At 50.2% G+C, this 17619-nt stretch carries 18 protein-coding genes; 15 read left to right on the top strand and 3 right to left on the bottom strand.

What is annotated here, in order from left to right; translation table 11 throughout:
• Positions 1-117: 117 nt before the first annotated feature.
• The 6 genes from BLW59_RS04060 to BLW59_RS04030 all read left to right on the top strand — a co-directional run bounded on the left by BLW59_RS04060 (position 118) and on the right by BLW59_RS04030 (position 5228).
• Positions 118-510, top strand: a complete 393-nt coding sequence (locus BLW59_RS04060; RefSeq protein WP_074696426.1) for a hypothetical protein — start codon at positions 118-120, stop codon at positions 508-510.
• Positions 511-540: 30 nt separating this feature from the next.
• A protein-coding gene (locus tag BLW59_RS04050) for an IS3 family transposase (RefSeq protein ID WP_318258309.1) occupies positions 541-1700 on the top strand; the annotation gives its coding sequence in 2 pieces (ribosomal slippage) (positions 541-796 and positions 796-1700; 1161 coding nt in all).
• A 57-nt stretch (positions 1701-1757) separates the two neighbouring features.
• On the top strand, positions 1758-3074 hold the full coding sequence (locus tag BLW59_RS04045) for an MBL fold metallo-hydrolase (protein WP_074696424.1): 1317 nt from the start codon (positions 1758-1760) through the stop codon (positions 3072-3074).
• Complete coding sequence (locus tag BLW59_RS04040; RefSeq protein ID WP_074696422.1) at positions 3071-3973, top strand: hypothetical protein; 903 nt, start codon at positions 3071-3073, stop codon at positions 3971-3973. The genes BLW59_RS04045 and BLW59_RS04040 overlap by 4 nt, the downstream gene beginning before the upstream one ends.
• A gap of 220 nt (positions 3974-4193) precedes the next feature.
• Positions 4194-4496, top strand: a complete 303-nt coding sequence (locus BLW59_RS04035) for a hypothetical protein (protein WP_139283540.1) — start codon at positions 4194-4196, stop codon at positions 4494-4496.
• 42 nt (positions 4497-4538) lie between these two features.
• Positions 4539-5228 (top strand): Crp/Fnr family transcriptional regulator, encoded by a 690-nt coding sequence (locus BLW59_RS04030; RefSeq protein ID WP_074696418.1) that lies wholly within the window; start codon positions 4539-4541, stop codon positions 5226-5228.
• 144 nt (positions 5229-5372) lie between these two features.
• On the opposite strand, the gene BLW59_RS04025 is transcribed toward BLW59_RS04030, so the two are convergent.
• Positions 5373-5912 (bottom strand): flavodoxin family protein, encoded by a 540-nt coding sequence (locus BLW59_RS04025; RefSeq protein ID WP_074696416.1) that lies wholly within the window; start codon positions 5910-5912, stop codon positions 5373-5375.
• A gap of 131 nt (positions 5913-6043) precedes the next feature.
• Complete coding sequence (locus BLW59_RS04020; RefSeq protein ID WP_029541100.1) at positions 6044-6484, bottom strand: nitrous oxide-stimulated promoter family protein; 441 nt, start codon at positions 6482-6484, stop codon at positions 6044-6046.
• Positions 6485-6720: 236 nt separating this feature from the next.
• On the opposite strand from BLW59_RS04020, the gene BLW59_RS17680 reads away from it, so the two are divergent.
• The 7 genes from BLW59_RS17680 to BLW59_RS03990 all read left to right on the top strand — a co-directional run bounded on the left by BLW59_RS17680 (position 6721) and on the right by BLW59_RS03990 (position 13348).
• Positions 6721-6858, top strand: coding sequence for a hypothetical protein (locus tag BLW59_RS17680; protein ID WP_175463355.1), 138 nt, complete (start codon positions 6721-6723; stop codon positions 6856-6858).
• 9 nt (positions 6859-6867) lie between these two features.
• Positions 6868-8127 carry a sensor histidine kinase gene (locus BLW59_RS04015; protein ID WP_074696414.1) on the top strand — a complete coding sequence of 420 codons (1260 nt, stop codon included), beginning with the start codon at positions 6868-6870 and terminating at the stop codon, positions 8125-8127.
• Entirely contained in the window at positions 8127-9608 is a 1482-nt protein-coding gene (locus BLW59_RS04010; protein ID WP_081348371.1) for an aminotransferase class I/II-fold pyridoxal phosphate-dependent enzyme, read from the top strand. The genes BLW59_RS04015 and BLW59_RS04010 overlap by 1 nt, the downstream gene beginning before the upstream one ends.
• Complete coding sequence (locus tag BLW59_RS04005) at positions 9605-10276, top strand: dTMP kinase (protein ID WP_074696412.1); 672 nt, start codon at positions 9605-9607, stop codon at positions 10274-10276. The genes BLW59_RS04010 and BLW59_RS04005 overlap by 4 nt, the downstream gene beginning before the upstream one ends.
• 16 nt (positions 10277-10292) lie before the next feature.
• Entirely contained in the window at positions 10293-10832 is a 540-nt protein-coding gene (gene rnmV / locus BLW59_RS04000) for a ribonuclease M5 (RefSeq protein WP_029541090.1), read from the top strand.
• Between the two features lie 9 nt (positions 10833-10841).
• Complete coding sequence (rsmA, locus tag BLW59_RS03995; protein WP_029541089.1) at positions 10842-11711, top strand: 16S rRNA (adenine(1518)-N(6)/adenine(1519)-N(6))-dimethyltransferase RsmA; 870 nt, start codon at positions 10842-10844, stop codon at positions 11709-11711.
• A 119-nt stretch (positions 11712-11830) separates the two neighbouring features.
• The gene (locus BLW59_RS03990) at positions 11831-13348 is read left to right on the top strand and encodes a Na+/H+ antiporter NhaC family protein (protein ID WP_074696410.1); all 1518 of its coding nucleotides are present in this window, start codon (positions 11831-11833) and stop codon (positions 13346-13348) included.
• A gap of 63 nt (positions 13349-13411) precedes the next feature.
• Here BLW59_RS03990 and BLW59_RS03985 read toward each other — a convergent pair whose 3' ends face one another.
• Positions 13412-13702, bottom strand: a complete 291-nt coding sequence (locus BLW59_RS03985; protein WP_074696408.1) for a hypothetical protein — start codon at positions 13700-13702, stop codon at positions 13412-13414.
• Between the two features lie 676 nt (positions 13703-14378).
• Here BLW59_RS03985 and BLW59_RS03980 point away from each other — a divergent pair.
• Positions 14379-15731 (top strand): WcbI family polysaccharide biosynthesis putative acetyltransferase, encoded by a 1353-nt coding sequence (locus tag BLW59_RS03980; protein ID WP_175463354.1) that lies wholly within the window; start codon positions 14379-14381, stop codon positions 15729-15731.
• Positions 15718-17607, top strand: coding sequence for an AMP-binding protein (locus BLW59_RS03975; RefSeq protein ID WP_074696403.1), 1890 nt, complete (start codon positions 15718-15720; stop codon positions 17605-17607). Before BLW59_RS03980 ends, BLW59_RS03975 begins: the two co-directional genes overlap by 14 nt.
• Positions 17608-17619: the final 12 nt, after the last annotated feature.

The following is a 17619-nucleotide window of genomic DNA, read 5'->3' as shown; positions in this document are numbered from 1 at the left end:
AACAGAATATCGAATGGCTTTATGATATGAAAGAATTTGCAAAAACAAGATGAAATATTATGAAATATAAAATAATATGGTAAATGATGGGGGAATTTGTGGGAAGAGGTAGATGAGATGAAAGCTGCTGAACTTATCACTAAGAAGATTAGGGAATTGAATGATGACATGGTGGATGCTGCACGGAATGTGTCTTTGGATGTGGATGATGACACATTACTTGCCGATTTGGCTCGTTGGGCAGCCAGACGGTGCGGGGAAGATGAGGAGGAGGTACTGCGCGAGGTAAAAGCATGGGCAGAGACATGGGGAGATAATGATTCGCTTTTTGCCACGCTGCGATGTATTTTGGAACTAGGCGATGAGTGCAACAAAGAGCGCGACAATCCTCCACCTCCTTGGAAATTCCGTGAATTTTTGGGCTTTCGCGGAATGGAAGAGCGCAACGAATGGTATAAAAAGCGTGTGCATATTATGCCCCATACCCGCTTTGCTGGACACCCGAAATGAATGGTACAATACATTCATGAGGTGATACGATTGAACAGATACAGTAATGAATTTAAGGAAGAAGCCGTAAAAAGAGTCTTGAGCGGTGTTCCGGCCAGCCAGGTAGCCCGAGAGATAGGAGTCAACGTAAGTTCCCTATACACTTGGAAGGCAAGATACATAAAACATCCGGAGCAGCCCTTTGTCGGCAGTGGCAAGCTCCGTGATGAGGATGCCGAGCTAAGAAGGCTACAGCGGCGTATTAAAGACCTTGAACAGGAGAATGAATTCCTAAAAAAAGCGAGCGCCTTCTTTGCCAAGAACCTGAAGTGATCCGATATTACTACATCGAAGCTAACCGCGGCAAATATCCGATTGCAAAGATGGTGCGATGGGCTAATGTATCCAGAAGCGGTTTTTACGCTTGGCTTTCCCGCAAGCCAAGCCTCCGTGACAAAAGCAATGATGAGCTTTTACGTATCATTAAGCAAATTCACGAAAAATCCAATAAGACCTATGGTTCCGTGCGCATTTTCAGAAAGCTACGTAAAAAGGGGATTAAGGTCAACCACAAGCGTGTAGAACGTATCATGAAGGAAAACGGCATACATGGCAAGGCCCGTCGGAAGTATAAGGCTACAACATATTCAGGCCATGATATGCCTGTTGCCGAAAATGTTCTGAACCGCAATTTTTCTGCAGAACATCCTGGGAAAAAGATGGTCAGTGATATAACCTATATCCCTACAGACGAAGGCTGGCTTTATCTAGCTGGGGTGATGGATTTATGCGGCCGTAAAATGGTAGGAGTGGCCATGGATGGCCGTATGACCAAACAGCTAGTTATGTCAGCTTTACAGGATGCCATAAATCATACCAGCGATGTAAACGGCTGCATCCTCCATTCTGACCGTGGAAGTCAGTATTGTTCCAAAGACTATTGCCAAATGGCAAAGCAGAATGGTTTTACGATGAGCATGAGCCGGAAAGGCAACTGTTGGGATAACGCTCCCATGGAAAGCTTCTGGGGTACATTAAAACAGGAATGGCTGAACGAGAAGCATTTCCGCACTCGCGCTGAAGCTAAGGCGGCTGTATTTGAGTATATTTGGATTTTCTACAACCGCCAGCGAATACATTCCAGCAACGATTACCAGACTCCGGAAGAATACTACATGGAGCGAATGCCCGTTGAAAAAATTGCTGCCTAAATTGGCGAAGATGGCCAAAACTGCGGAAAATAAAGCAATTTTGAGGATGCGTTAGGAATCTTTCATTTTAGGTGTCTAAGCGCATGGGGGAAGGCCATTACCATTCACCGAGGTACGGGACAAATCGGCGGCAGTGTCACCGAAATTAATATGGGGGAAACGAATATCTTGGTGGACTTCGGCAGTTCGCTGCCGGGGAGCCAGGCTGCGATAAGCGATGATGAACTTATCAAAAAAATATTTCATCGTCGCTATCACCCTATTGATGCCGTGTTCTTCACCCACTACCACGGCGACCATACGGGACTGATTGATAAAATTCCCAAGGAGATTCCCATTTACATGGATGAAACCATGCTGGAAATACTGCGTGTGCTGCACAGGAATACGGGCAACACCGCCATGCAGGATTTGTTGGCCAATAGTGATGGACGTATCCATGATTTGAAGTCAGGGCAGACGATTGCTTTGAAAGATATGAGCATAACGCCCTTTTTCGTTGACCACTCAGCCTATCACGCCAATATGTTTCTCTTTGAGGGAGCAGGACATACCATACTTCACAGTGGTGATTTTAGGAGTACGGGATATACAGGCAGAAGCGTGGAGATTGTTCCCCGGCTGATTCGTGAAAAGATTTACCAGGTAGATGTGCTTATCTGCGAAGGCACCATGATGACCCGTTCTGTCAAGGAAGAACATCTTTTGACGGAAAGGAAATTACAGGAAGAAGTCAGTGCGTATATGCAAGACCACCGTCAGATCTTTGTCGTTTGTTCTTCTACAAATTTTGACAGCCTGAGTTCCATCTGCCAGGCCGCCAGGGCTAATCAGCTGTCTATTTATGCCAACGATTATATGGTTGATATGCTCAAGACCTTCAGGAAAATAGCGGGAAGATACAAGAAGGAATATCGGCTGCCTTTTGTGCATACCATTGGTGAACTCAAGGAACAGTGCCCCAAGGAATGTGTCGTGCTTCTTGGCTCTCTGCTCAACAAAAAGATAGAAGATGCTTATACGCTTTATGAAAGATATGGCAGTTATATGAGCGAATTCAATCCTTGCCTGCTCTATTCCATGTGGCGGGGCTATCTGAACCCTGACCACGCTGCCTATAATGAGGGCCTGGCAACATTTGTCAAGCGCTTTGGCGGGCAGGTCAACTACGCCCATTCCACGGGACACGCGGATAAAAAGACCTTGGCGAAGTTCATCGAGGATATTGCGCCACGGAAGTATATCGTGCCCTTGCATACGGAGAATCCGGCAGGATTTAAGGAACTGAAGATAGAAGATAGGTATAAGGATATGGTGATCTTGCCGAAGGATGGGTGGATTGTTGAAGTTAAGGGGAGGACGGACTGTATATGAAAAAGCATGATAATTTTTTTGAAATGGTGAAAGATTGGACGGTTAATGATTACAGAACACAAAAAGCTAAGGCTGAAATAATTGTAGATATGATGATTTCTGAGTTTGTTGAAGAAGTTGTTGAGTATAAGTTAAATCAAAATGAAAAAGAGAGAAAAAATAAGCCTAAACTAATTGCTAAAGAATTTCCTATATCTAGGGAAGGCCAACTGAAATTAACTGGGCCAATTATAGAGCGGATAAAACAGGGGGAGATTACGAGCAAAGAGTTGGGCACTCGTCAATATGCCAACGTAGATTATCTTCTTAAAGATGATAACACTATATATCTTGTAGAGTTGAAGACTACGGATGAAAGTGTAGCTGGAGAACAGTTGTTGAATATGGTGTGTACATGTAAAGCTGGTGGTGAATCCCTCTATTATCGCTTTTATGATTTGGTGGTTAATTATGCACTTAAAGAAAAACCAAATGACTTAAAAACAAAGAAATATCTATATACGTTGAAGTTTATGAATGATTTACTGAACGATAAGGAGGATATATCTTGTTTTGGGGAAGTGAGAGATCAGAACACTGAATTATGGAAGAAACAAGTGAATGCTGCTAAAAATGTGATGGAAAAAACATTTGGTAATTTTAAGGGATGTAAAATTAAAATCATTTATTTGGTCTTAGATAGTAGCACGCAAGGGAAAATTATCAAAGAAAAAAACGATATGGGACTTGCCTTGGACTGCATAGACCAAATTGTTGTGTTGGAGGATTTAATAAAATGCAAAGAATTCACAAATGGCTTTAAAGATGATGATAGATGTAATCTTTGGAAAGACACAGAAGCGATTCTTAAATTGTTGTTACAAAAAGAACGGTTATGGTTTATGGATGATAAATCATGAATGTGCTAAGGTGAGACTATAAGTGTTTTTGCGCTTAATAATTGTGACTTGGGATTATCACAAAATATGTGAGAGGGAATGGATGAATAGAATGGCAGGTGATGTTGCTTTCGGGAGCCTTTTATAGGGAGGTTGTGAAACAAAGATAAGTGGGCTTTAGGGAGAAATGAAAAATGGATCAACTTAAGTTATTGATCAATATCAGCATGGGGGAGAAACCGTGAGCTTGGAACAATTCGACAAGCAAGTTTATGAGTTGTACGAGTTGCTGCGCAAGGGGCAGGCGGCTGACTTTCCTGGTCTGAGTAAATCTGCCGCTTATCAGGAACTTTTTCAGGCGGCCCAGGACACTGAGCCGGAAGATTTTGGAGAGTTCCTGGGCTTGTTCGAGTATCTGGCTTTTTATCTTGCGGGTGGTGAGGATGATAAGGCACGGTTTTTTGGCAAGTCAATGGAAGAACTGCCGGATTTGATTTTACAAGATCTGGAATCTGTAAATGGCAGTAATCGAGAGATTTTATGAGCCACGTTAAATTAAAGAAGTTTAGTGCAGGATGGTGGGCATTTGGATAATTTGGACAAGGTTGCAGCTATTTTTCAAAAATGCCTGTTGGCAGAGAATATGACAGAAGGTGAGGTGCGGGAGTTCCTGGCTTCCAGCCGTGTGCAGTTAAGGCGCTGCCATAAAGGTGAAGTCGTATTCAATGATGGGGATACGCCCCAGAGCCTCTATGTGCTCTTGAGCGGCAGGGTGCATATTCAGAAGGAGAGCTTCACCGGGCGGCATATCTTCCTGTCGGAAATCGATGAGCCGGGGGATGTGTTCGGGGAGGTGTATCTGCTCATGGGGCGTCCTTACGATATGTATGTGGAAGCTGCCCGTGACACGGAACTGCTGGTGATGGAAAGTGAGGCCTTTTCCCTCACAGGCAAGGAGGTTTCTGAGGTGGCCAGGCTGGTGCAGCGGAACCTTATGCGGGTGCTTGCCCGCAAGGCCTACTTTATGCACACGAAACTCAAGGTACTCTCCAGTGGCAGTCTGCGGGAGAAGATTATCCGTTACCTCTTCTGGGGCATGGACGGGGAAGGAAAGATCAATCTGGAAGTGAACAGGGAGAACTGGGCCCAGTATCTGGCCGTGGCCAGGCCGTCCCTGTCACGGGAACTGGGAGTCATGCAGCAGGAAGGCCTGCTGGAGGTCAGGGGCAGGGAGATAAGGGTTCTGGACAAGGCGGCTTTTGAATCTTATCTGTAATATACGAATAAGTCCGGCAGGGGGAGAACTCTGCCGGACTTCTTCGTGTGTGTAGTTGTAATGGGGGATTTATAACACAATTGTTCAAACTCTGCCGTAGGCAAAATCTTCCAATTGGTGTTTCAACGAGGTTGGACAACCTGGTTATTGCTTATGCTCCCGGTATTTCTGCCGGAGCACCAGCTTGCGTTTCATCTGGGCCACGAAGTCTGCGGCGGCGGCAAAGTCTTCTTCGTTGGGGTGATTTGCCGCCCGTTTCCAACGCTCCATGGCTGCGGTGCCGCCGTGGGGGTCATCGGGGGAGGAGTTTTTACGCTTCTCTATAAGGGCTGGATTTATCTTGCCCTGGCAGCCGAAGGTGCCCAGGATTTCACAGCCTTCGCCCAGTAGATACGCTGCCCGCGCGTAGGCGGTGACGGCGTGCTCGCTGCCCGGGTCGGTGCCGTGGGTCTCAAAGAGTATCACCGTGCTGTCTTTGACTTTGGGCAGGTACCTCATCATCTTGGGGTCAGCCCCGCCCAGCCGCAGCCAGTACCCCAGAGCCACTACCTCATAGCCGGACAGATCCTCCGGCATTTCCTCCACCGGCAGCAAGTCAGCCTCTACCGCAGCTTCTGCGATTTTTTCTGCTATCATCTTCGTGTTCCCTGTGACTGAGGAATAAAACACGCCCCATTTGCCCATGTGCAACACCCTTTCTGTGTATTCTTTACCATGCTATCATATCGGGGATAAATATTCTGTGATAAATGTTACAAAAACTTCTCAGGGCAAAGAAAAACTGCCGGAGGGCTGAAGCTCTCCGACAGTGGCAATTATTTCTTTTCCTTTTTATCCTTGGACTTCTCTTTGGCCTTGGCCTTGTCATCCACTTTCTTCTGCTGCTGGTACTTGGCGTAGTCAACCCCCATGCTGGCCAGCTTGTGCTTGAAGGCCATGATGGGATGACGCAGGAACATGCTGGTGCTGGTGGAGTTCATGATAGTCAGGAAGTCGTGGGTCTGCTTGGTGCCGAAGCAGGGACGGTCGCAACGGTCGCAGATGGGTTTGGTGATGCCGTAGGGGCAGCGGTTCATCTTGGTCATGACCGTGGCCAGCAGGGCCGTGCACTTGGGGCACAGCTTGTCGCCGGAGGTGTCGTGGTGCTTGTGGCAATAGATGCCGAAGGTCTTGCGGATATTGGCCTTTTCCTTCGGGATGTTGTTCTTTATCTCGGGGGGCTTGCGCTTCGGCAGGAAGCGGGAAAAAATGCTCATTTGTATCACCTTTCGATTGTATAATTGCAAAAATTTAAGCTCTCCCTACTATTTTAAGGGCAAATGGACTTAAAAGCAAGTCGGGGGCTATATTATCCTTGCAGAAAAGCCCTGCTTGAGATACACTAGGTGGGTATGAATAATGATAGGAGGAGATTGAAATAGAATTCCTGAAGAAACACAGCAAGGTTATTTCCAATATATTAGTAGTTATCCTGGTACTCGGTGCCATCGCAGTGAAGGTGGAAGACAGAGGTTGGGATGCGGTGTTCCACGCCGGGGATGCCTATATGCTGGCCGGGGCTTTGCTGGCCTTTGTGGTGCTGAAGATGTTCCTGAAGAAGCATAATCAGGATAACGGCGAGGGAAAGTAAGGTAAACTTATGGGAAAGAGCAAAGAATTCCTGGATGAAGCAGGGAATCTTAGCACGGATGCCCTGAAGTCTATCCTGAACAACACCATAGATACCATCGAGTCCAATAAGGCGCAGATTTTCGAGATTTACGAGACGGCAAGGGACGAGGTGGAGCGTAGCAAGCAGCAGCTGGCAGAGCTCAAGACCAGGGCCAGGGAGACCATTGACAGGGTGGACAGCCTGGCCAAAGAAGAGCAACGCGAGAAGCAGAATCTGGTGCGGGTGAGCGGCAACTTTGCCCAGTACTCAGAGGAAAGCATCAAGGCTACCTATGAGAAGGTCAAGGATATCCAGGTGGCTCTGGGCGTGGAGCGGGAGAAGGAGGCAGACCTAAGGGAGCGCCGGGACAAGCTGGAACTGCGGCTGAGGAAGCTGGGCATCATGCTGGACCAGGCAGAGCATCTGGCTCTGGCCATAGGTTCAGTTTTTTCTTATCTCGCTTCCCAGGTCAGTGGTGTCATGTGGAAAATAGAGGCGGTGCAGAAGGAGCAGTTCGTAGGCGCCAGGGTCATCAAGGCCCAGGAAGAAGAACGCTACCGCATGTCCAGGGAAATCCATGACGGTCCTGCCCAGGATATGGCCAATATGCTGATCCAGACTTCCATCATAGAAAAGCTTATGGACAAGGATATAGAGGAAGCAAGGCGCACCTTGCAGGAATTGCGGCTGCAGATCAAGGAATGCCTGGGCAGCGTCCGGCAGATTATCTTTGATATGCGTCCCATGGCACTTGACGATTTGGGCTTGGTGCCTGCTCTGCAGCAACTGGTGTCGCGCCTTGCCATCAGGGGCATGATTGCCACGGACTTTTCCGTAGACGGGAATGTCTATGATTTGCCCAAGCATGCTGAGATTGCGGTGTTCCGTATTGTGCAGGAAGCGCTGAACAACATCGTCCACCATGCCGGTGTGCAGGAGGCGAAAGTGCGCCTGCTCTATACGGGAGCGGCGCTGTCTGTGCTGGTGGAGGACAAGGGGGCAGGCTTCGACCCTGAGGCCCGCCGGGCTGAGATTGAGTCAGCGGGAGCAGCGGAAGAGCCTGCTGGCGAAAATGCAGAGGATACCAAGAAGGAAGATGCGCTGGGCCACTTTGGCATGATTGGCATGGAGGAAAGGGCCCGCATTATTGGCGCCCAGCTCAAGGTGCTTTCCGCTCCCGGCGAGGGGACGAGAGTGCATTTGAGACTTGAACGGAAGGCGCTTGGCCAAAAGGAACGCAAGCATTGATGGATATGGAAAAGAAAAAACTCTGTGCTCCCATAGCGGAGGCCATGAAGAAATATCGGGAGGATGGGGCTTTGGCCTTCCATACCCCGGGGCATAAGCAGGGCCTGGGAGCCCACCCCCTGCTGCAGGAGCTGATTACAGAAAAAGGCCTGAGGGAGGAAGTCTCCCTGATGGAGGAACTGGATGACCTCCATGAGCCCTCCATGTGCATTGCCGAAGCCCAGAAGCTGGCAGCGGAGCTCTATGGGGCAGGACAGGCTTATTTCTGCATCAACGGCACTACCGGGGCGGTGCAGGCCATGCTGCTGGGAACACTTTCCTCCGGCGACAAGGTGCTGGTGCCCCGCAACGTCCATCGCTCCATTATCGGGGGGCTGATACTTTCCGGGGCAAGGCCGGTGTATCTTCAGCCGGAGATAGATGAAAGGCTGGGTATTCCTGTGGGCCTTGGAATTGAGGCCCTGCAAGAGGCGGTGGAAGCTAACCCGGAGGCCAGGGCGGTGGTGCTGGTCTATCCTACTTACTACGGCACTGCGGTGGATTTGAAGCCTATAGCGGATTTTTTGCACAGCCGTGATATGCTGCTGCTGGTGGATGAGGCCCACGGGCCTCATCTTCCTTTTTCTGAAGGATTGCCCAGTGAAGCCATCGCTGCCGGAGCTGATGCAGCGGCCCTCAGCACCCACAAGATCCTGGGCTCCATGACCCAGACTTCCATGCTGCTGGTGAATAAGGAAACGAGGATGGACAGGGAAAGGCTCAGGGAAAGCATGAGCCTGCTCCAGTCCACCAGCCCCAACCAGCTGCTCTTGGCTTCACTGGACATTGCCCGCCTGCAGATGGCAGAGCAGGGCAGTGAGCTGGTGGGCAGGGCGGTGGCCCTGTCCAGGAAACTCAGAGAGGAAATCAATAAGATAGAGGGCCTGTGGTCGCCGGGGGCAGATGATTTCTGCACGCCGGGTGCCTGCGGCCTGGACCTGACGAAAATCACGGTGCAGGTGAAGGAGCTGGGCATTTCGGGGCTGGAGGCAGAGCATTACCTGAGGTTTGAGGAAAAGGTGCAATGCGAGCTGTCCGATGCCTGGAACCTGCTGTTCATAATTTCCTATGCAGATGGGGGAGCGCAGGGGGCAAGGCTGCTGGAAGCCCTGCAAGCCTTGAGCAGGCACGCCAGGAGACTGGGGAAGAAGCCCCTGCTGGATTGCCTGCCCCCAAAGGCTCCCTTGTGGCAGGAAGCGGAACTGACTCCCAGGGAGGCTTTCTTTGCAGAGAAGGAGAAGGTTGCCTTTGCGGAAGCCGCAGGCAGGATCATTGCAGAGCAGGTCATGTTCTATCCGCCGGGTGTGCCCCTGCTGGTGCCCGGGGAGAGGATAAGCCGGGAGATGCTTGATTATATCGGGACACAGCAGGCCCTGGGCATGAAAATCGTGGGCCCGGAGGATACGAAGCTGAAGACGTTGAAGGTGGTCAAGGAAAAATGAGCAAGGGAAAACTGATTATCATAGAAGCCGGGGACGGCTCCGGCAAGGCTACCCAGACCAAAAAGCTCTATGAAAGGCTGCTGGCTGAAGGCAGGAAGGTTCATAAGGTGGAGTTCCCCGACTATGAAGCAGACGGTTCCATGCTGGTGCGCATGTATCTGCGGGGGGACTTTGGCGGCCATGCGGAGGATGTGAACGCTTATGCCGCGTCCACCTTCTTTGCGGCAGATCGCTATGCTTCCTACCGCATGAAGTGGCAGAAATATTACGAGGCCGGGGACATCATTCTGGCAGACCGTTATACTACATCTAATATGGTGCATCAGGCGGTCAAATTGACAGATACGGAAGAACGGGAGAATTTCCTCGCCTGGCTTTGGGATTATGAATTCAACAAGCTGGGTCTGCCTGTGCCTGACAAGGTGGTCTTCCTGGATATGGAGCCTGAGGCGGCAGACAGGCTTATAGCTGAAAGGGCGAAGGTCACAGGCCAGTCGGATATCCACGAAAAGGACAAGGAATACCTGCACCGCTGCCATGAAGCATATCTGGAATTGGCAGAAAAATACGGCTGGGCAAAAGTGAAATGCAGCGTGGGAGGAAATCCCCTGTCCATAGAGAATATACATGCTGAGGTTTATAGAGCCGTACAGGAAACGCTGGCATGATTTAAGGAGCAAGACATTGATAAAGGAAGTATTAGTAGTCGAGGGCAAGATGGATGTAGTTGCCATCAACAAAGCGGTGGAGGCGGACTGCATCATCACCGAGGGCTTCAACCTGAAGCCCGCTGCCCTGAAGAATATCGAACAGGCCTACAAGAAGCGGGGCATTATCATCCTTACCGACCCGGATTCGGCTGGTGAGCGCATACGCCAGTATCTCACCAAGCGCTTCCCGGAGGCCAAGCATGCCTTTGTGCCTGTGGAAGATGCCACCGCCAACGACGATATCGGCATTGAGCAGGCAGGGCCGGAGGCAATTCGCAAGGCACTGGCCAAGGTGCATACCCTGAGCTTTGAGCCTTCCAATGAGTTCAGCGGCAGCGACCTCATCATGGCAGGTCTTTCCGGTGGGGCTGAGGCTTCTGCACGCCGTGCCAGGGCAGGGGAGCTCTTAGGCTTGGGCTTTGCCAATGCCAAGACCTTTTTGAAGCGGCTGAATCACTACGGGGTGACCCGTGAGGAATTCGAGGCCGCCGTGGCAGAGCTTGATAGAGATTAAGGAGATAGAATGGATAAAGAAGAAAAAATCGTACAGCCCAAGATTGCCAGCCGTGAGGTGACTACCCATATCCTGAAGGCTTTCGGCCTTCACATGAGCAAGAAACTGGGGCAGAACTTCCTCATTGATGCAGGCATTGTACAGGGCATTGTGGATGCGGCAGATATCCAGCCCGGGGAGCGGGTGCTGGAAATCGGCCCGGGCATCGGCACCCTCACCCAGGGACTGGCAGAGGCCGGGGCCCAGGTCACGGCGGTGGAGCTGGACAAGAAGCTGCCGGCAGTGCTGGCAGAAACCCTCAAGGCCTACCCCAATGTGACCATTGTGCCGGGGGATATCCTCAAGGTTGATATTCCCTCCATCATGGGAGAGGGGACCTTCAAGGTGGCAGCCAACCTGCCCTACTACATCACTACACCCATCATCATGACCCTGCTGGAGCGCCGCCTGCCTATCGAGCGGCTGGTGACCATGGTGCAGAAGGAAGTGGCGGAGCGCATGATAGCCAGGCCCGGCACCAAGGCTTATGGGGCTCTTTCCGTGGCTGTGCAGTATTACACGGAGCCGGAAATCGTGCTGAATGTGCCGCCACGTTCCTTTATTCCCGCCCCGGAGGTCATGAGCGTGGTCATCGCCTGCAAGGTAAGGGAGACTCCTGCCGTGCAGGTGCAGGATGAGAAGATGTTCTTCCGGGTGGTGAAGGCCTCCTTCGGCCAGCGCCGCAAGACCCTGGCCAATGCCCTCAAAGGTGGCGGCTTCCCCAAGGAGCAGGTGCGTGATGCCATGGAAAAGGCCGGCATCGACCCCACCCGCCGGGGTGAGACTCTCTCTTTGGAGGAGTTCGGCAAACTGGCAGATGCTTTCTCAGAGTTGAATTGATGCTTGTAAATTTGTATACATTGCAAATCCTGTAGTGCTGGTATTGCTACTATGCAAAAAATGTTATACAATTAGACCCATGCGATTCATAAAATAAACTATAGAAAGTAGGCGTATTCATGGCACATACAGCTTGGGCCGTCCTGCCGCCTTTGATTACCATCATCTTGGCGCTATGGACTAAGGAAGTTTATATGTCCCTGTTGATTGGTATCTTTGCGGGGGCCATGCTTTTTACCGGGGGCAGCGTCCTGGAAGCTATCCTCACCATGTTCCAGATTTTGGGAGACAAGGTGGGGGGCAACGTGAACATCCTGGTGTTCCTGGTTATCCTGGGCATCCTGGTGGCGGCCATCACCCGTTCCGGTGCTACCCGGGCTTATGGCGAGTGGGCAGCCAGGCAGATCAAAGGACCACGCCAGTCCCTGGTGGTGACGGCGCTTTTAGGACTTGTCATCTTCATTGACGATTATTTCAACTGCCTCACAGTGGGTACGGTCATGCGGCCTGTGACGGATAAGTTCAAGGTAGCCCGCACCAAGCTGGCTTATGTCATTGATGCTACGGCAGCGCCTATCTGCATCATCGCTCCCGTGTCCAGCTGGGCGGCAGCCGTGGGTTCCTCCCTGCCGGAGGGCAGCGAGATTGACGGCTTCTCCTTGTTTCTGCAGACCATTCCTTTCAATCTCTACGCTCTTTTGACCCTGGTTTTCATGGCCTTCATCATTTGGACGGGCAGGGATTTTGGCGCTATGGGCAGCAGCGTGGAGCGCAGCAATGAGCACTTCGAGGTGCCTGAGGAGTATCAGGATACGGAGCACGCAGCTCTCAGCCGTGAGGGCAAGGGCCAGCTCATTGACCTTTTCCTGCCCCTGATCGTGCTGATTGGCGCCTGCGTCTTTGGCATGCTCTACACTGGCGGTCTCTTTGCCGGTGAAGGCAAGAGCGTGGCTGATGCCTTTGCGGACTGCGATTCTTCCAAGTCTCTGGTGCTGGGCTCCTTTGTGGCCTTTGTTTTCACGGGGCTGCTCTATCTGCCCCGCCACATTGTCACCTTCAATGCCTTCTGCGACTGCTTCAGCCGCGGTTTCAAGGCCATGACGCCGGCTATCTTCATCCTGTGCCTGGCTTGGACCCTTTCCGGCGTGTGCAGTGACAAGTATCTCGATTTGGGTGGCTTCGTAGGCGGTGTGGTCAGCGCCCATGCCTCCATCATCATGTTCCTGCCTCCCATCTTCTTCCTGGTGTCCATCGGTCTGGCTTTCGCCACCGGCACCAGCTGGGGCACTTTCGGCATCTTGATTCCCATTGCCATTGCTATCCTGGGTGTGGAGAATACTTCCATGCTGGTGATCTGCGTGGCAGCCATCCTTTCCGGTGCCGTAGGCGGCGACCATGCTTCTCCCATTTCCGACACCACCATCCTGGCTTCGGCAGGAGCGCAGTGCCATCACATCGACCACGTGAGCACCCAGCTGCCTTATGTGCTGACCGTAGGCGCCTGCAGCCTGGTTGGCTATGTAGTGGACGGCTTCACCGGCAACGGCTGGGCCGGCCTGGGTGCAGGCTTTATCTGCCTGGCAGCAGTCATGGCTGTGATTATGGCCAAGGTTGAGCCTGTGCAGGAGCAAGCTTAAAATTTGATAAATAAAAAACTGGGCAAACGACAGCGAATTGTTGCTTGCCCAGTTTTTCTTTTCTTACTGGCAGGACGCTTGATGATTGGCATATCTGGCCAGGGCCAGGGTATAGGCGTCAGGCCGCTGTCCATCGGAGGCAAGCCCCGTGCGGAGATATTCCTGGGCCCTCTCCACGTCTTTTTTCATCTTGCCGCTATGCTGCCAGGCATGCCACAGGGACAGCACACCCCAGGCGGTGCCAAAAGCCAGGTGAAGCTTCTTGCCCGCAAAGATGGTGGCCACGGTGCCCAACGAGGCAATAGCCAAAGGCCAGCCCAAGGGGGCTTTCTGAAGATTGTTTTTGATGCACATAGGAATGACCTCCTTGCCAAAGTTTATCTGATAGGTTAATTATAACACCGTTGTTCAAATTTTGCCGTAGGCAAAATCTTCCGATTGGTGTTTCAACGAGGAAGATATCTTCTTCCGAGTTATAAGGCAATTGTTCCAGCTTTGTCGATAGACAAAGCTTCTTCTTGGCCTTTCAACGAGGAAGATATTTTCTTCCGAGTTATAACACTATTGTTCATATTTTGCCGTAGGCAAAATCTTCCAGCCCTAAATCTTGTATATCACTTTGAGATATGCTATCATGGGCAGAGTGAATTGCAAGAAGTGTCTATGTGTTTGTAAGGAGTGCTTGGGATATGTTTTTTCAGGATAGAAAAAAGATGGCTCAGGCCTTTGCGTACATCTGGAATAGATATATATCCACTAGGGAGGGGGGGCATTATTCCGAATACGAGACTATTCGGAATAATGCGCTTTTAATTTCTGCCCCTAATTTCAAATAGATTTTCTATAAGCCAAGCGTAATGATGCGCTTGGCTTGTTTGCGTGTGATGTGTAAATACGAGAGGATTTTGGAAACGGCATGGAGATTTAGACAAGTCAAATCTAAAATTTATTTATGAACAGCTCATACGGAATCACAAGAGGCGCTAAGAACGAGTTTTGGGAGGAAAACGCCGAATGGCGGTGCAATTATATGGAACCAATTGAAGTAAAAGAAGACATTCGTCGAAGAGCAAGAATGAGACATGTTGTCATTTATGGTGGGGATGATCTTGCATATCAATTTATCTGCGAATATGAGGGTGTCCTTGATATTCGCATGATTCTTGTAGATGATATGGATGATGTCCATCCTGCCCTGCGGCAGACCTATGAAGTTGCTCTGTTTTCGGAAACAGAAATCTGCAAGAACGATTACGTTATTGTCTGCAAGCCGTTCATTCACAATTTGGATGTTCTTCCTCCCTATGGTGTGGCACGTAATGAATTGCTAAAAAGAGGGCACGTCATTTGTGAGGATTTCATATATTACCGTGTTTTCGATGCTATCGAAAAAGGCAAGCCGATAATGATGTTTTGCGGGTATTGCGAGCTGGGTGGCTTGAAGCAGGTTCTTGAACTGACGAAGGCAAATGATGAATACTGCATGCTTTTTTATCATATAGGCAGGGACACGATGCGGCAATACCCAGGATACGATGGATTTTTGGCGGCGTCGAGGTTGTGCGACATATTGATTCACGCGCCAATCCTGGTAGATCGCGGGATAATGGATGTGGATATCCTCAAGATGGTTTCCCCTGCTGCGCAAAAGATTTTTATTCCTCAGGTATCCTTTCGGGGGTATGCGCCCTACAAATCCTCGAATTTCAGACGGCGGAACAGTGTCATCCGTCTTTTTGAAAAGGAGAGATATCCCTTTCTCTATGAGATCAAGAATGTCAATTCCATGCTCCGCAAGGGGATGAGCAACGAAAAGATTCTTGCGGAGCTGAAGCGTCCGGATCTTTTCACGGAAGAGGAAATCAGAAAGAACCTGGAGGAGGCCTTCCGCATTCTTGAGATCATGGATGCAAAAGGTGATATACACATTGCTGATTTCGTGAAGAAAAACTATAAGAAGACCTTGATGTACAAGGACTGCATACACGCAAACGATCTCATTTTTTTCGAGTATGCGCGGAGACTCAGCCGTTTCTTGGGCAAGGACTGGGAAGAGGAAATCAATCTGGTCGAAGAGCGCTGCAGACAAACGGGGGCTTTTTTCCAGGTGGCATCCGAGGAACCCATCCTTCCCTGCGTCGCGAAGGCTCTGGGACTTGAATTTGCAACAGAAGACTATCTTTACATGGAGAAAGTCACCGACGAGAAAATAAGGATGAGAACATTTGATGAGTGGTTTGAGGACTACTGTGATTACTACAGGGCCGTGCAAAAAATTAACCTCTTGCGGAGCCTTGTTTACAAGACACAAAGAGTCAGGATTTACCGGAACGAGGGTAGCGGATACCGGTTGGGAGAGAATGTAAGAAATGGTTACAGCTGAAGAGATACTGAGAATTGCAAGGGAAATAAAACCGGCAGTCAAAAAAGATGACACCCTGATTACGAGCGGAATGTATAATTCCATAGAAATGGTTTCATTTGTTGTCAAATTGGAAGCAGAGTATGGTGTACGGATTTCTCCGATGGATATCAATGCACAGCATTTCAATACTGTGGGAGCCATTGCGAAACTGGTGGAGATGTACCTAAGCGATGAGGACCGGCAGGAGTCGTCGAAAATCGTTGTGAACATTCATCCTGAGGAATTGGCCGAAGATGCACGGGATGAGGAGAGCTCCGGAAACGGGAGTACGACAGCTTCACTTTCCGTAGGGCGTTCCTTTCAGGGAATCATAAAACCGGAAAGTCCCGCAGAAAAGGGGATAGAAGATTTTCGCTATCCGGAAGAGACAGAGCATATACTGGACTTTCTCACCAATTCCGCCAGTCAGGTTCCTGAAAAGGATGCCGTCATCGATGCCTATGGCAATGTCCTGTCCTTTTCAGTGCTGCTGGAGCAGTCTCAGGCAGTCGGCACGTATCTTCAGAACAAATACGGCTGTACGGGCAGACCCTTTGTCGTGATTGGGCAGCGCAATGTGAAAAGCATTGTCATGTTTCTGGGCGTTGCCTGGAGCGGCAACTATTATATTCCCCTGGACGGACAGCTTCCTTTCGGGAGGATAGAGGAAATGGTGAGCGCCATCGAACCCGAGGCTGTGCTCTGGAATTTTCATGCGGGAAGCGAGGAGATTCTTGATCTTGACGCAGATGTTGAGATTTTTGATGAAATGCTTGCAGCTGCACCGAACAAAAAACTTCTGAAAAGCATTCAAAAAGGAATCACTGGGGATACTCCCTTGTTTGGTGTATATACATCGGGGACGACAGAGCACGAGAAATGCGTGCTGAAAAGTCATGGCGCGATGGCATCCTTCATTCGCCGCTATGTATCTCTGTTCGGATTTTCACATGGCGACGTTCTTGGAAGCAAGCTTTCCCTGATGTTTGACGCAGTTACCAAGGATATTTACACCATGCTCTACTGTGGAGCGAAAATGTACATCATGCCCGTGGGGAATGTTCTGCCCGTAGATGATGCTGCCTTTATAGAGGCAGCCGGGATCACGGCTGCAGTATGGTCCCCCTCTCTTCTTCGCGTGTTCAAGGATCTTCACATTCTTGAGAGCTTCCGGATGCCGACGCTGAAGAAGGTTCTTTTTGTGGGCGAGGAACTGCAGGCAAAATGCATGAACTACTGGCTGGAGAAAAAACCGGATGCGCTCTATGTGAACCTCTACGGCACAACGGAAATGACGGGTAATTGTCTGTATAAGATTATAAAGGAACCCGTACTCTCCGAAGTGGTTCCCTTATCTGAGGTCTTTCCCGGCTATGAGGTCTTCCTGCTGGATGAGGAAGAACAGGATATCAAAGAGAGCGGCAGTGTTGGAGAGTTGTGCGTTGCCGGGGAACTGCTCTGTTCGGGGCTGCAGCTCCTTCCTCATGGTTCTTCCCTGGTCTATCACACGGGAGATATGATGAGGCTGGACGGGGACGGATCTTATGTATTTGCTGCGAGGGAAGGATTCTATTTCAAGCACTTCGGATATCGGATAAATCCGGGAGAAATCGAGGCATGCCTTGAGAAGACGGAGTTTGTTGAAATTGCAGTATGTGTATACGATGATGCGAATTCCAGGATTGTCCTGTTTTGGCAGGGGGATGCGGAAAAAGAGGAGGAACTTTCCGCATTTGCGGCTAGGGAGCTTCCTTCCTATATGGTGCCGGGGCGCTATGTCCATGTTCAGGATATGCCGCTGAATCGCAATGGGAAGGTTGATCGCGCTGAACTGGTGCGCAGACTAAGGGTGTAAGGAGAAAGGATG

Origin of the sequence: Selenomonas sp. KH1T6, assembly GCF_900108415.1 — a bacterium.
GTDB lineage: Bacteria > Bacillota > Negativicutes > Selenomonadales > Selenomonadaceae > Selenomonas_B > Selenomonas_B ruminantium_A.
This window is presented reverse-complemented; position numbering and strand designations above follow the sequence as displayed.

Bases quoted from the DNA above. Each gene is read 5' to 3' on its own strand.
- BLW59_RS04010 (WP_081348371.1), top strand. From the start codon at position 8,127: ATGGATATGGAAAAGAAAAAACTCTGTGCTCCCATAGCGGAGGCCATG.
- BLW59_RS04060 (WP_074696426.1), top strand. From the start codon at position 118: ATGAAAGCTGCTGAACTTATCACTAAGAAGATTAGGGAATTGAATGAT.
- BLW59_RS03990 (WP_074696410.1), top strand. From the start codon at position 11,831: ATGGCACATACAGCTTGGGCCGTCCTGCCGCCTTTGATTACCATCATC.
- BLW59_RS04025 (WP_074696416.1), bottom strand. From the start codon at position 5,912: ATGGGCAAATGGGGCGTGTTTTATTCCTCAGTCACAGGGAACACGAAG.
- BLW59_RS03975 (WP_074696403.1), top strand. From the start codon at position 15,718: ATGGTTACAGCTGAAGAGATACTGAGAATTGCAAGGGAAATAAAACCG.
- rsmA (WP_029541089.1), top strand. From the start codon at position 10,842: ATGGATAAAGAAGAAAAAATCGTACAGCCCAAGATTGCCAGCCGTGAG.
- BLW59_RS04005 (WP_074696412.1), top strand. From the start codon at position 9,605: ATGAGCAAGGGAAAACTGATTATCATAGAAGCCGGGGACGGCTCCGGC.
- BLW59_RS03980 (WP_175463354.1), top strand. From the start codon at position 14,379: ATGGAACCAATTGAAGTAAAAGAAGACATTCGTCGAAGAGCAAGAATG.
- BLW59_RS04020 (WP_029541100.1), bottom strand. From the start codon at position 6,484: ATGAGCATTTTTTCCCGCTTCCTGCCGAAGCGCAAGCCCCCCGAGATA.
- BLW59_RS04040 (WP_074696422.1), top strand. From the start codon at position 3,071: ATGAAAAAGCATGATAATTTTTTTGAAATGGTGAAAGATTGGACGGTT.
- BLW59_RS03985 (WP_074696408.1), bottom strand. From the start codon at position 13,702: ATGTGCATCAAAAACAATCTTCAGAAAGCCCCCTTGGGCTGGCCTTTG.
- BLW59_RS04015 (WP_074696414.1), top strand. From the start codon at position 6,868: ATGGGAAAGAGCAAAGAATTCCTGGATGAAGCAGGGAATCTTAGCACG.